General features: G+C 28.9%; 14 protein-coding genes. 12 read left to right on the top strand and 2 right to left on the bottom strand.

The genetic code is table 11. From position 1 onward, the window contains the following. Nucleotides 1–53: 53 nt before the first annotated feature. Nucleotides 54–971: a 16S rRNA (cytosine(1402)-N(4))-methyltransferase RsmH gene (gene rsmH / locus L8T90_RS02635; protein WP_263724961.1), complete on the top strand. Its 918-nt coding sequence runs from the start codon at nt 54–56 to the stop codon at nt 969–971. Between the two features lie 3 nt (nt 972–974). Continuing rightward, complete coding sequence (locus L8T90_RS02630) at nt 975–1,895, top strand: hypothetical protein (protein ID WP_263724962.1); 921 nt, start codon at nt 975–977, stop codon at nt 1,893–1,895. Here L8T90_RS02630 and L8T90_RS02625 read toward each other — a convergent pair. Beyond that, complete coding sequence (locus L8T90_RS02625; RefSeq protein ID WP_263724963.1) at nt 1,892–2,383, bottom strand: hypothetical protein; 492 nt, start codon at nt 2,381–2,383, stop codon at nt 1,892–1,894. The genes L8T90_RS02630 and L8T90_RS02625 overlap by 4 nt on opposite strands. A 130-nt stretch (nt 2,384–2,513) precedes the next feature. Between L8T90_RS02625 and L8T90_RS02620 the strand changes: the two genes are divergently transcribed. Together L8T90_RS02620 and L8T90_RS02615 are read left to right on the top strand one after the other, a co-directional pair. Beyond that, nucleotides 2,514–3,491, top strand: a complete 978-nt coding sequence (locus L8T90_RS02620; RefSeq protein ID WP_263736638.1) for a glycosyl transferase family 90 — start codon at nt 2,514–2,516, stop codon at nt 3,489–3,491. A gap of 11 nt (nt 3,492–3,502) precedes the next feature. Further along, nucleotides 3,503–4,360: a D-amino acid aminotransferase gene (locus tag L8T90_RS02615; protein WP_263702178.1), complete on the top strand. Its 858-nt coding sequence runs from the start codon at nt 3,503–3,505 to the stop codon at nt 4,358–4,360. On the opposite strand, the gene L8T90_RS02610 is transcribed toward L8T90_RS02615, so the two are convergent. Beyond that, nucleotides 4,357–5,691, bottom strand: coding sequence for a cation:dicarboxylate symporter family transporter (locus L8T90_RS02610; RefSeq protein ID WP_263724967.1), 1,335 nt, complete (start codon nt 5,689–5,691; stop codon nt 4,357–4,359). The genes L8T90_RS02615 and L8T90_RS02610 overlap by 4 nt on opposite strands. Nucleotides 5,692–5,992: 301 nt before the next feature. On the opposite strand from L8T90_RS02610, the gene L8T90_RS02605 reads away from it, so the two are divergent. The 8 genes from L8T90_RS02605 (at nt 5,993) to L8T90_RS02570 (ending at nt 14,066) form a co-directional block, all read left to right on the top strand. Continuing rightward, complete coding sequence (locus L8T90_RS02605) at nt 5,993–8,068, top strand: FTR1 family iron permease (protein WP_412174994.1); 2,076 nt, start codon at nt 5,993–5,995, stop codon at nt 8,066–8,068. Then, a complete protein-coding gene (locus L8T90_RS02600; RefSeq protein WP_012661874.1) occupies nt 8,065–8,586 on the top strand; it encodes a ferrirhodotorulic acid transporter, periplasmic binding protein in 522 nt (173 codons plus the stop codon). Before L8T90_RS02605 ends, L8T90_RS02600 begins: the two co-directional genes overlap by 4 nt. 76 nt (nt 8,587–8,662) lie before the next feature. Further along, nucleotides 8,663–10,084: a Fe-S-containing protein gene (locus tag L8T90_RS02595; protein WP_263736637.1), complete on the top strand. Its 1,422-nt coding sequence runs from the start codon at nt 8,663–8,665 to the stop codon at nt 10,082–10,084. After that, nucleotides 10,074–11,366, top strand: a complete 1,293-nt coding sequence (locus L8T90_RS02590; RefSeq protein ID WP_263736636.1) for an ABC transporter permease — start codon at nt 10,074–10,076, stop codon at nt 11,364–11,366. The genes L8T90_RS02595 and L8T90_RS02590 overlap by 11 nt, the downstream gene beginning before the upstream one ends. Beyond that, nucleotides 11,356–12,471: an ABC transporter permease gene (locus L8T90_RS02585; protein ID WP_263736635.1), complete on the top strand. Its 1,116-nt coding sequence runs from the start codon at nt 11,356–11,358 to the stop codon at nt 12,469–12,471. Before L8T90_RS02590 ends, L8T90_RS02585 begins: the two co-directional genes overlap by 11 nt. Continuing rightward, nucleotides 12,471–13,127, top strand: a complete 657-nt coding sequence (locus L8T90_RS02580; protein ID WP_263736634.1) for an ABC transporter ATP-binding protein — start codon at nt 12,471–12,473, stop codon at nt 13,125–13,127. The genes L8T90_RS02585 and L8T90_RS02580 overlap by 1 nt, the downstream gene beginning before the upstream one ends. Beyond that, nucleotides 13,117–13,608 (top strand): TlpA family protein disulfide reductase, encoded by a 492-nt coding sequence (locus L8T90_RS02575; protein WP_263736633.1) that lies wholly within the window; start codon nt 13,117–13,119, stop codon nt 13,606–13,608. The genes L8T90_RS02580 and L8T90_RS02575 overlap by 11 nt, the downstream gene beginning before the upstream one ends. Then, nucleotides 13,569–14,066 (top strand): TlpA family protein disulfide reductase, encoded by a 498-nt coding sequence (locus L8T90_RS02570; RefSeq protein ID WP_263736632.1) that lies wholly within the window; start codon nt 13,569–13,571, stop codon nt 14,064–14,066. The genes L8T90_RS02575 and L8T90_RS02570 overlap by 40 nt, the downstream gene beginning before the upstream one ends. Nucleotides 14,067–14,144: the final 78 nt, after the last annotated feature.

Below are 14,144 nucleotides of genomic sequence, written 5' to 3'. Positions count from 1 at the left end.
TTGTTTTAAACTTAACTAAGATATTATACTAAAAAATATTTTAAAGGTTTATTTTGCAAAGTCCACATATTCCTGTTTTACTGCAAGAAGTTTTAGATGTTTTTGATGATTTTGATAGTGGGGATTTTTTAGATTGCACTTTGGGTTATGGAGGGCATTCTAAGGCGTTATTGCAAGCTCATGAGAAACTAAGATTAATTGCTTGTGATAAAGATTTAGAAGCTTTAAATTTTTCTAAAGAATTTTTAAAAAAATTTCAAGATAGGATAAGTTTTAATCATATAGGTTTTAAAGATATTTTAACTCAAATTCCAACGCAAAACTTAAGAGGAATTTTAGCTGATATCGGTGTATCTTCTTTGCAGCTTGACAAAAATGATAGAGGTTTTTCACTAAATTCTGATTTTTTAGATATGAGAATGGATCAAAATAATCCTTTAAGCGCTAAAGAAGTGGTAAATTCTTACAGCAAGGAAGCCTTGGAGCAAATTTTTAAAGACTATGGAGATTTAACACCGGTTGCTTCAATGCTTGCTCAAAAAATCATTAATGCAAGAAGTCAAAAAGAGATTACAAGCGCAAAAGAATTAAGTCAAATTATAGGAAATGCTAAGCTAAAAGGGCGTAATGTATCTTTAGCTTTGCTTGTATTTCAAGCTTTGCGTATAGAAGTAAATAATGAGCTTGGCGAATTAAAATCCTTGCTTGAAAACATAGAAAAAGCAAAATTAAAAGATTGTAAATTAGCCATTGTTAGTTTTCATTCTTTGGAAGATAGGATAGTAAAAAATACTTTTAAAAGATGGGAAAAAGACTGCATTTGTGATGAAAGAGCCATAAAATGTGAATGTGGTAAAAATCATAGTCTTGGGAAAATTTTAAGTAAAAAAGCTATAAGTGCCTCCAAAGAAGAAATAAGCTATAATAGCAGATCAAGTTGTGCAAAAATGAGAATTTTTTATTTTAGGTAAATAATGGTTGAAGATGATTTTTTAAAAGAAAAGCAAAATATACGTGAAAAAATGTTGAAATATTCTAGGGCTATTAAAGAAGGTAGGCCTTATGAAGAATATGAGCAAAATTTTAATGAAAGTGATCGTATACTAAAAAATAGAATACAACGTAAAAAAAGACCTAAATTTACAGATTTTGATGAAGAATATGAAGAAAAACCTAGGAAGCAATCTGCTATTTATTTAAAAGAAGATTTGATTAATGTTAAATTAGAAGAAAAAAAGCCTTTTAAATTACAACTTAATTTTTTCAAAAAGCAAAAAGAAAAATTCGATAAAAAAAATATTGCAAATTCTAAAACGCTTAAAAGTAACAAATCAACTCAAGAAGCAAGAAAAATAGAAAAAAAACAAGAAAATAAAGATCCTATTCAAATATCTAAAATTCTTACCCAAAGCAATGTTTTTGTCACTTCAAAATTTCAAGATTTAAAAGAAAAAAGAAAAGAAAAAGCTAAACTCAAACAAGAATTAAAAGAGCAAAAAAAAATCGAACAAGAAAAACTAAGAAAAGCTCAAGAGGAATTAAAAGAAAAAGAAAAATTAGCCAAGCAAGAACAAAAAATTTTAGAAGAAAAAGTAAGACTTGAAGAAAACCAAGAGTATAATCAAGAAGATAAATATGAACTTTTAGATAGTATAGTAAGTGAGGAGAATAAAAATTTAAGTCCTAAAAATTTAATATACGCAGGTTTGATAATAGCATTTGCTTTATTGATATTTTTCCCACAAATTTATATTAGAAATCAAATTTATTATGTAAGTAGAGATATAGCGGATTTAAGATCGCAAGAACTTGTTTTAGATGAAGAAAATAAAGAGCTTCAAAGACAGCTTGAGGCGCTATATTTTCAAAATCAAGTTTTAGACTTTTTAGATTAATCTTGTGTTTGAATGATTTTTTCTAAAATATATTGCTCGAGTTGGTTTTTTGGGATTTCTTCTTTAATGGCTTGGTTATAAATATTTTCTGCTATTTTTGAATATTTTTCATAAGCAAAATATGGAAAATGCAAAACCCAAGCTTTTTTTAATAATCTTTTGCTTATTGCTTTTCTAGTGTAAATTTTAAAAATATCATAGCCAATAAAAACACAAGCGGTTACAAAAACAGCACTTAAAATACTAATATGAAAATCAATAATTGTTAAAAAATAATGACTAATGATAAGCATAGGAACTAAAATAGCTATGCAAAAAAATGCATAAATAAGATAAGAATTAAACACCTTAAATTTAAAATTTAATTTCGCAGGATCTACCATCATGCCTTCATTAAGTAAGGCGTTTGCTTCTAATAAATCTTTTAAATTAACAGGTTGGTTTGAAACTTTAAAAATAAAGTTTAAAATAAATTCTTGTATTTTCATTTTTTACCCAATTAGTATGTGATTTTTGTGATTTTAACATTTTTGTTTTTAATTAAACTAAATTTTTAAGTCTTGTAAATGAATTCTTGTGTTAAAATTTATATTATTTTAATATCAAAATGGAAGAAAAATGGCAGATTCTAGATTTATGATGAATGTAAAAGGCATAGCTAAAAGTTTTATACCTAGAAAAATTTATCAAAATCAATTGCAAAATATTTTAAAAGAAATTTTAAAATCAAAAAATATAGATAATATTATTACTCGTTTAAATTATTATAATCTGCAAAATGATTTTTTTGATATAAAAAAATTTGAAAATTATGAAAAAATAGGAAAATTTCCTTTTAAAAAAACTTCTTATGCTTACGATGCTTATGCAATCAGTAAGTATTTTGATGATGATTTTTTATGGGTTAAAGGTTTTGGGGATATTAGTTATAATCTTAAATATCCAAGTATAGCTAAATCAAGACCGGTTGAAAATGGTTTTAATAATATCATTTTAAAATTAGACAAAAACAGACATTTTGATTTTATACAAGATAAAAACCAATTTGAAGATAAAGAAGATTTGCTTTTTTTTAGAGGCGCAATTTATCAACCTCATCGTATTAAATTTTTTGAAAAGTATTTTGATAATCCTCGTTGTGATATTGCTCATGTTGGTGGTAGAAAAATTCAAGCCGAAAAATGGATTAAAAATTTAAATTTTAAAATCAGTAGAGCCTATCAAACTCAGTTTAAATTTTTACTTTCTTTAGAAGGCAATGATGTAGCAAGCAACTTAAAGTGGGCGATGAGAACAAATTCTTTAGTTTTGGCACCAAAAATGCGCTATGAAACTTGGTTTATGGAAGGAAAGCTAGTTCCAAATGAGCACTTTGCTTTGATTGATGATGATTATGAAAATGTAGAAGCTTTGCTTGATTATTATTTAATTAATCCGCATAGAGCAAAAGAAATCATTCAAAATGTCCATGCTTACATAGAGCAATTTTTGGATGAAAAGATAGAATTTTATATAGGAATTTTAGTTTTAGCTAAGTATTTTTATTATTCTAATCAGCTTGATTTGCCAAAAGATATTGTTGATTTATTTGATTAAAAGGAGGACTTATGCAAGAAATGGAAGTGGTGTTTTTAAATGATGAGTTTGTAAAAGCTAGTGAAGCTAAAGTGAGTGTTTTTGATAGAGGTTTTATCTTTGGAGATGGAATTTATGAAGTAGTTCCTGTGGTAAATGCAAAAATAGCTGACAAAGAAGAATTTTGGGAGCGTTTTGAGCGTAGTTTGGCTCAAATTGAACTACAAATTCCTTATACAAAAGAAGAATTTGAAAATATTTTAGAGCAATTAATCATTAAAAACTCTCTTAAAGAAGGTGGGCTTTATATGCAAGTTACTAGAGGGGTTGCTAGTAGAAATTTTGCTCTTTTGAAGGGATTAAAACCTACTATTATGGCTTTTGCTTTTGAATGCAAGGTGATTGAGCATGAGTATGCTAAAAATGGGGTAAGTGTTATTTCAACAGCTGATTTAAGATGGAAAAGAAGGGATATAAAATCAATTTCTTTATTGGCTCAATGTCTTGCAAAAGAAGAAGCTATAAAAGCTAAGGTTTTTGAAGCTTTTATGGTAGAAAATGCTTTAGTAACGGAAGCTTCTAGTAGTTCAGCTTTTATTATAAAAGATAAAACTTTAATTACTAAGCCATTTTCTAATGAAATCTTACCAGGAATTCGCCGCAAAAATATCTTGAAATTTGCCAAAGAACTTGATCTTAAAGTAGATCAAAGAGCTTTTAGTATGAAAGAAGTATATGAGGCTGATGAGGTATTTATTTCTGCGGCTACTTTTTTGATTTTAGGTGTTATAAAAGCAGATAGCAAGGTGATTAATGATGGTAAAGTAGGCTTTTATACCCAAAAACTAAGAGAAAAATATGTAGAAAAAATACAAAAAGAGGTTTTTTAATCAAAACCCGCATTAGTAAATTCTTTAGGATTATCAAGAGCGTAGCGAAACTTTTCCCAGTCTATTTGTTTATCCCAAATAGCTACGATTAAAGCTGCTACGCTATTACCGCATAAATTTCCTACTGCACGAATTTCAGACATAAACTTATCCACACCCAAGAGTATAGAAATAGCAGCTACTGGTAAAACCTCGCCTAAACTTGCTCCTAAGCCATTGTTAGCTTCTGCAATATGCATATTAGATAAAGCTGCCAGCGTACTTCCTAGTATGATAAAACCTGAACCAGTTACACCAACAGCACCTTTTGAAGCTATCATTAGTACGATTAAAATGCTAATTTCATGCGTTAAAGAAAGCTCTACATTAAAAGCTTGTGCAAGGAAAATCAAACTCATAGCCAAATAAATATTAGTACAATCAAGATTAAAACTATATCCAGTTGGCAATACCAAACCCACAGTGGCTTTTGAAATTCCTGCTTTTTCAAGCTTTCTCATAAGTGGAGCTAATGCTGATTCGCTAGAACTTGTAGCAAAAACTATCAAAACTTCTCTTGAAATAAAACGCATAAATTTAAAAATATTTACTTTGGCAATAAAACAAATAAGTCCTAAAACTCCAAAGATAAAGAGCAAAGAAGCAAGTAGCATAACAACAAGTAAATATCCTAAATTTAACAAAGAATCAAGTCCATATTTTGCCACTAAAAAAGCCATCGCAGAAAAAGCAGCAATAGGAGAAAAATACATAATGATTTCTAGGATTTTAAAAACAAAACTTTGCATTATTTCTAAGGTTTTTTGTATAGCTTTTTTCTCATCAATTCTCATAAGTGAAATAATAAAAGCACAAGCTAGGGCTATAACTAAGATTTGCAAGGTTTTCCCCTCGCTAAAAGCAGCGATGATATCAGTAGGTATAGCGTCTTTTAAAATATGTAAAATTTCATTTTGTGCGCTTATTTCTATATTGTTATTGACAAATTGAGCTACACTATCTTTATCTAAGGTACTTGGATCAAGATTCATTCCTTTTCCAGGTCCCATGATATTTGCCATAAAAATACCAATAGCTAAAGCAAAAGTACTCACTACTTCAAAGTATAACAAAGCTTTAGCGCCTATACTTCCAACTTGCTTTAGACTTTCAAGGCTAACAACTCCTAAAACAATAGTCAAAAATATAATAGGCCCTATTAAAAATTTTAAAGCTTGTATAAAATAATCTACCCCGATTTTACTAGCTAGTGCAAGTTCTTTATCTAATAAACCAAGGCTAATACCAGCTATTATTCCTATAATCACCCAAAAACCTAAATTTTTTAACATTTTTTTGAGCTTGCTTGGTTTTTCATGGGTAATTACTAGCACAAAAACTCCTTGAATTTTTAAAACCACCACATATTAGCAAAGAAAAACTTATTTTTATGATTAAAACAAATAAAAAATAAACAATACTCTTAAAAATAATAATTTTTTAGCTTATTTTGTAGCTAAAAGTAGCATTTTGTAGTATTTTTATCTGATTTATTATGAAATAAATAATGATAATGTTTATCTAAATTTAAGAAAGCTAGTACTATACTTGCGACTATGATTTTAAAAATGAATATCATTTCGGAGTAAAATAGTGTTTAAAAAAATAAGCTTGTTGATAATTTTTTTATTTTGTACTATTGTTTATGCTAGAGAGATTGATTATCAAAAAGAAGCCCAAGCAATCAAACAAATTTTAAATGAAAGTATGATTTTATACAAAGAAAATAAAAATTTAGAAGCAAAGAAAAAAGCAGAAGATGCATACTTTCAGCATTTTGAAACCATGGAAGGCTCTATTGGGCGTAATGTTGGTAGAAAAGCCATTGTTATGGAGCGTAAATTTGTTAATTTAAGAAAGTTATATAAAGATAAAGAAGATTTTTCTAAAATAGAAGCTTTGATTAGTAGTTTGTATTTTGATTTAGATGAAATAGTTCCTATTTTAGAAAAAGGCTTCCAGCTTAAAGCTGAAGCTAGTGATGTAAATTATGATAAAAAAGCAGCTGAAAACTCATCTTTAAAAGCAGAAAAAGAACGCCAAGCACAAGCTGAAGCGATGTTTGCTGCTTTGCTTGGAGAGAATGTTAAAGAACAAACTTCACAAAACTCAACTCAAAGTTTGATTGCTCAAGAGCAAGACACTCAAAAAGATGAAGCATTGCTAGCTTTACAAGAAGCTTCGACTTTGGATGCAAGGTTGCAATTTTTAATGGATTCTATGATTTCAAAGCTTGATCAGGCTGCATTAGCGTTTGTAAATAAAGACTATCAAAAAGCTAAAGATTTGATTCAATCAGCATTGTTTGAAGACTATAGAAATTCAAAAGTAGAAGTTTTAGTGGCAAGATATACTAAGGCAGGAGTGGATAAAAAAATTCAAACTAAACTTAGAACTATTATAAGAAAAATCAATGCTAATACTTTAGATGAAAAAACTATTAGAGATGAAATTTCAAACATATCAGATTTATTATATGAAGCGTTTTTAGCTCTACCTAAAGAAGAATTAGCCTTGCTTCAAGTTAAAGGCTTTGATGAAAGTACTATGAGTGCTAAAAACTATACTAAAGTATATGATGATATGAAAATTGCTCTTAATGATATTTTGCAAAATTATGAGGGATTTAGTTTAAATAGTATAGATGCTTTGCAAAATGTGTATTTGGATATTTTTGAAGCAAGTGGCATGGAAAGTAAAATTGGTGCTATTGATAGTGCTTTAAAATTAAAAATAGAAAGTTATTTTTCAAAAGGTGTTGCACTTATTAAAGCAAGTGCTTCTAAAGAAGAATTAAAACAAAATTTTGACGAGCTTAGTGCCTTAGTGGAAGGCTCTTTAGATAAAATTCAAGAATCCTCACCTATGTCTTTATTTATATGGGCTTTGGGTATTATCTTAAGAGAGGGCTTGGAGGCTTTAATTATTATTGTAGCTATAGTTTCATACCTAGTTCAAAGTGGTAATAAAAAGCGTTTAAATATAGTATATTCAGCACTTTGGAGTGGGGTATTTTTAAGTTTTGTAACAGCATTTTTTATTTCATGGATTTTTAAAGAACAAGCAGGGCAAAGCAGAGAGTTGCTAGAAGGCATTACTATGCTTGTGGCTGTTGCATTATTATTTTATGTAGGTTTTTGGCTTTTATCAAATGCACAAAATAAAAAATGGGCAAATCGCATAAAAACCCAAGCAGTTGAAGCTATATCAAATAATTCAGCAAAAACCTTATGGTTTAGTGTGTTTTTAGCTGTATATAGAGAAGGTGCTGAAACTATTCTTTTTTATCAGGCTTTATTATTTGATGCAAAAACAAGCACAGATTATAGTTTTATATTTATAGGATTAGCTAGTGGATTAATTATACTTATCATACTTTATTATTTATTAAAAGCTGGTGCTTTAAAAATACCAGTAAAACAATTTTTCTATATAACTTCATACATTATTTTTTACATGGTCTTTGTCTTTACAGGCAAAGGCATTGGTGAGCTCATAGAAGCTAAGGTTATCACCCCAAGCTTACTTCCTTTTGATTTTGAAGGAATTTTATGGCTTGGAATTTATCCTTACTATGAGAGCATCATACCTCAGTTTATGGTTTTAATCTTACTCATTATGGGTATTTTTATAACAAAGCAAATTTCAAATAAAAGGGAAAAAATATGAAAAAAACTTTATTAAGTTTAGGCGCAGCAGCTAGTATTTTAGCTAGTTCAGTTTTTGCAGCAGAGGTGCCAATTGGCGATCCTTATGAATTAAATGGTATGGAAATAGCAGCGGTTTATTTACAGCCAATCGAAATGGAGCCAAGAGGGATTGATCTTGCAGCTAGTTTAGCAGATATTCACCTTGAAGCAGATATTCATGCATTAAAGGGCAATAAAAACGGCTTTCCAGAAGGCTTTTGGATCCCTTATTTAACTATAGCTTATAAGCTAACTAATCTTGATAATGGTAAAGTAAAAACAGGAACTCTTATGCCTATGGTAGCAGATGATGGCCCTCACTATGGTGCAAATTTAAAAATGGATACAGGCATTGGAAATTACGAGTTAGTATTTTTAATAGAAAGTCCAGAAAAACAAGGTTTTGGACGCCATGTTGATAAAGAAACAGGTGTTGGTAAGTGGTTTGAGCCATTTTCAGTTAAATATAACTTCAAATACACAGGAAAACCTAAGTGATTTTTTCCCTAGCTTTTGCTAGGGTTTATTTATGAAATTATTGATTTTATAAATAAATTCTATTAAAGAAGAGCCTATGTCGATTTATTTTGTACATTTTTTTGGAGCATTTTTTTCTTATGCGCTTTTGAGTGCTTTATTTTTTTATAATCTAAAAAATTCTTTAGTGTTTAAACTTGCTTTTGTGGGTTTTGTTTTTTCTTATTTTGCTTTTTTTATTAGCGCTAAAACACTAAATTATGATTTGTTGTATTTTTCTAATGATATTTTATTTGTTTTATTGTTTTTGGATGTTATCATTTTTTCTTTTATGAAAAATAATTTTTTAAAAGAAAAAATTCAAGCAATATTGCTTTTTTTATTATCTTTTGCTTTTGGTATAAAATACTTACATATTTCTATTGATTTTCCTATATTAAGCACTAATTTTTTAGATTCTTTAGCGATTAGCTCTTTTGGGTTTATTTTACTTGCTTTTATTATGTGTTTTGGGGTTTATCTTTTTACAAGATGGTTAAGGAAATTTAAATTTAAGTTTTTAAATTTATTTTTATTTATTATCGTGATTTTTTATCTAAATGAAGCTTTAGCGCAAATTTTATTACACCTTATGAGAGAAGGCGTGGTAGAAACAGAAAGCTTGTATTTAAGCTATGTGGCAAAAAGTGTGTATTATGCTAAATTTTATACTTATGTATGGTTTTTATTGCTAGGAATTTGTATAGTTTTAGCTCTAAAGCAAAGAGTGAGTGAAAACAGCAAGAAAAAAGATTTTGATATAGAATTTAGAAAAAATCAAGCAAAAAATTCAACTATAACTAGTTTTAGTGCAAGTATTTTTAGTGCTATGATTTTAAGTCTTTGTATTTTTCTTTTTTATGACTTGCATGCTTCAAGACCGGTAACCATAGACGAGCCAACCTATGTAGAGCCAAATGAAAATGATGAATTTGTCTTTGATGTAGCGATTTTAAGAGATAATAACTTACATCGCTTTGCTTATATTAGTGATGAGGGTAAAGTGGTGAGATTTTTTTTAATTAACAAAAGAGAAGATAAAGACTCGCCAGTAGCTGTTTTTGATGCTTGTAGTATATGTGGGGATATGGGGTATGTTAAAAAAGGTGGAGAATTAATTTGTATCTCATGTAATGTTAGAATTTTCTTACCAAGTGTAGGTAAGGCAGGTGGGTGTAATCCTATCCCTATGAAGTATAAATTTGAAAATGGTAAGGTTATTATACCTTTTTCAGAAATTTTAGATGGGGTGAATTTTTTCACTCAAGTAGTAGAAAAGAAAGTTTATGATCCTATTGATAATACTGAGCTTATTAATTTAAAAGCGCCAAGGTCTTATGTTTATAAAGGTAGAACATATTTTTTTGCTAATGAAAAAAATTATGAAGAGTTTAAAAACGATCCTTTAAAATACATCGATATGAATAAGACTTCAAAATATAGAATTCATAATTTATTAGGAAATGACTATGCAAGTTAAGATTGTAAAAAATTCCATTTTTCAAAATAAAATTCAAAAATCTCTAGCTTTACTAACCATTTTTTTAGCTACTTTACTTATGGCTACTATGTTAAATCTTACTTTGGGTATAGGTAATGAAATTACAAAAGAATTAAGAAGTTATGGGTCAAACATTTTAGTTTTACCTAAAGGTACAAGTTTAAGTGTAGAAGTGGGTAATAAAATCTATGAGCCTTTGAAAAATCAAAATTTTTTAGAAGAAAATAAGCTTCATACTATAAAAGAAATTTTTTGGAGAAATAATATCAATGCCTTTGCGCCATTTTTAGATACCCAGGTAAAAATTCAAACTCCAAATGCAAATTATGAAAATATCTCTTTAGTGGGAACTTATTTTGATAAGGCTATAAAGGTTCAAGATGATGATGATTTTTATGCAGGTATTAAAGAATTATACAAATATAGTCAAATTAAAGGAAATTATCCAAAAGATGATAGTTTAGATGAAATAATGCTAGGAAAAGACTTAGCACAAAAGTATGATTTAAAAATAGATGATGAAATCACCCTTGTGCAAAATGAACGATTTTTTAAAGTGAAAATTGTTGGTATTATAGACTTAACTCAAGCCTTTTCAAATAAAATCATTACTTCTTTACTTTTAGCACAAAAGCTTTCTAAAAAAGAAGGTTTATTTGCTAAAGCAGAAGTTTCAGCTTTGACTATACCTGAAAATGATTTAGCACAAAAAGCAAGACGCGATGTAGATAGTCTTGATCAGCTTGAGTATGATCAGTGGTATTGTACTGCTTATGTAAGTTCTATTGCTTATCAAATCGCAGAAGATTTTAAAGGTGCTAGCACAAAAGTAGTGAGTGCGATTTCAGATGCAGAAAGTTTGATAGTATCTAAAATTCAATCTTTAATGGCAGTAGTTAGTATTATATGTTTAATCGTAGCTTCCATAGCCATATCATCTTTAATGAGTGCAGATATTTTTAGAAGAAAAAGCGAAATAGGACTTTTAAAAGCTTTGGGTGCTAGCACTTTGCAAATTTATATGATTTTTGCGTTAGAAGGGGTTGTGGTAGCTTTAGTTGGGGCTGTTTTGGGCTTTGCTTTTGGTATAGGTATGTCAGAGATTATCGCCTTGAGTATATTTGAACATACCATTGAAATTTCCTGGATTATTTTACCAATTTGTTTATTTTTTGCAGTGCTTATAGTATTTTTAGGATGTTTGTTTTCTATCAAAGGAATTTCTAAACTTTCTACTTCAGAGGTTTTATATGGCAAATAATTTTTTTATGCAAGAGGTTTTTAAATCTCTTATTTTTTCTTATAAAAGAGTTTGTATTATTTTTATAGCTGTGTTTATGGGTGCTATGGTTAGTGCTTCATTTTTTAATATTTATTTTGATATTGACACAAAATTATCTAAAGAATTAAAAGCTTATGGAGCTAATTTTATCATCACGCCAAAAGATGATGAGTTTTTAAGCATGGATGAATTTAATCAAGCCAAAGAAAACTTGAAAGCAAAAGCTTTAACCCCATTTTTATATGGTTTTTATAATCTTGAAAGCTCAAGTGCGGTAGTTGTTGGGGTTGATTTTGCAAATTTAAAGCTTACCAAACCTTTTATGGAAGTTTTAAAAGGAAGTTTTTCTTTGAGCGATTTTAGCGAAGATAGTGCCTTTGTGGGAGCTGATTTAGCTAAACAATTAGAGCTTAAAATAGGACAAGAATTACAAATTTATAATCCAAATATATCTAAAATAGTCAAAGTAAAAATCAAAGCTATTTTAAGAAGCAATGATGAGCAAGATGGGGTTTTAATCATTTCTTTAAAAAAAGCTCAAGAGTTAGCAGCTAAAGAAGTGATAAATTATGCTCAAGCTATTTTGCTAGGTGATTATGAAAGTTTAGATCAAAAAGCAAAAGAGCTTAGCAAGGGCAATGTAGAAGCCAAAGTCATAGCTTCAGTGTCCATTAGCGAAGGTGTGATTTTAGAAAAGATCAAATCTTTAATGGCTTTGATTAGTTTAACTATTTTACTCATTAGTTCTTTGAGTGTAAATACCACTCTTAGTGCGGTGATTTTTTCAAGAAAAAAAGAAATAGCCTTGCACCTTGCACTAGGAGCTAAGCATAAAGAAATCATCAAGCTCTTTGGAGCTGAAGTATTTATTTTAAGTTTAAGTGCTAGTTTGCTCGGTGCTTTTTGTGGATATTTTTTGGCAAATATTTTTGGGTATTTGATTTTTAATGCAAGTATAGATTTTAGGTTGCTTTCAGTATTTTTTGCGGTACTTGTTTCTTTGGTATTTGCATTTTTTGCAAGCATCTTACCACTAAAAAAAGCCTTAAAGATCAATGTTTGTGAAAATTTAAAGGGTGAGTGATGAAAAATATTATAAAAATTTCAAATTTAAATCGTAATTTTAAAGAAGTTAAAGCTTTGCAAAATATCAACCTAGAAGTAAAGCAAGGTGAATGGCTAGCTATCATGGGTCCATCAGGTTCAGGTAAATCAACACTTTTAAATATACTTTCTTTGATGGATACTCAAAGTAGTGGGGAGTATTTTTTAGATGATAAAGAAGTTGGAAATTTAAGCGAAGAAGAAAAAAGCGTGATTAGAAGAGAAAAAATAGGCTTAATTTTTCAACAATTTCATTTAATACCTTATTTAAATGCTTTAGAAAATGTTATGCTAGCTCAGTTTTATCACTCAAGTATAGAGCAAAAAGACGCTATAATGGCGCTAGAAAAAGTAGGGCTTTCACACAGACTTACGCATTTACCAAGCCAACTAAGTGGCGGGGAACAACAAAGACTATGCATAGCAAGAGCTTTAGTGAATGATCCTGAAATTTTATTAGCAGATGAGCCAACTGGAAATTTAGATGAGGCAAATGAAAAAAATATTCTAGAACTTTTTTATAAATTAAAACAAGATGGTAAAACCATAGTTTTAATCACCCACAATCCAGACTTAGCAACCTTTGCTGATAGAACTATCATTTTAAGCCATGGAGTGATGAAAAGTGAAAATTAAAAGTATAATTTTAGCTTGTTTATGTTTAGTTTTTTTAAGTGCGTGTTTTGAAAACAACAATAAAAATGGTGGTAAAATAGGTCTAAAAGCACCAGAAATCGCAGCTAAAAATTTAGAAGGTGAGAAAATCAAACTAGCTGATTTTGATAATCTTATCGTTTTAACCTTTGTGGAGCAAGGTTGTGCATCTTGTTTAAAAGATTTACCACTTTTGGAAAAACTAGCTAACGAATACCCTAAAAAAATCACTATTTTAGCGCTTGATTCTATAGATAAGGGTAAAGATTTTGAAGAATTTGCTACAAAATATGATTATAAAAATATCACATTTTTGCAAGATGATTTAGATATCTCATGGCAAAGATTTAGTGTTTTTGCGGTGCCAACTACTTTTGTCATTAAAGATGGAGTTGTGCAAGATAAAATTATAGGAGAAAAACCATGGTTGCAACTAAAAGCTTCTATTGCTTCTTGGCTTTAATAAGCATTTTTTTCTTTAGTGCATGCTCAAATAACGAATTTCAAACCCTAAATTCAAATCAAAACTATACTTTCAAATATGATGGTTTTGAAAAAACCTTAAAAACACAAAATGCAAATCAAGCTTACGCTTTATTTTTTTTCACGCAAGATTGTGGTGCATGTAATGTGCAAATTCCTATGTTAAACGAGCTTTATAAAGAAAGAAATTTTCCTATTTTAGCAGTGTTAAATGGAGTTAATTCAAAAGAAGAAGCTCAAAAAATTCTTTTGAAAAAAAAGCTAGATTTGCCACTTTTATATGAAGCCAAAGCAAGCTCATTTTTATCTAAAGCTGTGGGTGGAATTTATGGTGTGCCTGTGATAGTTTTTTACGATGAAAAAGGCAAAATAAATGAAAAATTCATCGGACTTACCCCAAAAAGTATTTTAGAAAATAAGATTAAATTTTTACAATAGTTCTGGTTATTTTGCTAAGTATACTTTTAGTAAAAAATTCTTTTAAAAATTTATAACATTATTTTTTTATTCAAACCT

The organism is Campylobacter sp. RKI_CA19_01121, assembly GCF_025771295.1.
GTDB lineage: Bacteria > Campylobacterota > Campylobacteria > Campylobacterales > Campylobacteraceae > Campylobacter_D.
The sequence above is the reverse complement of the archived record's forward strand: the minus strand, read 5'-3'. Positions and strand labels throughout refer to the sequence as shown.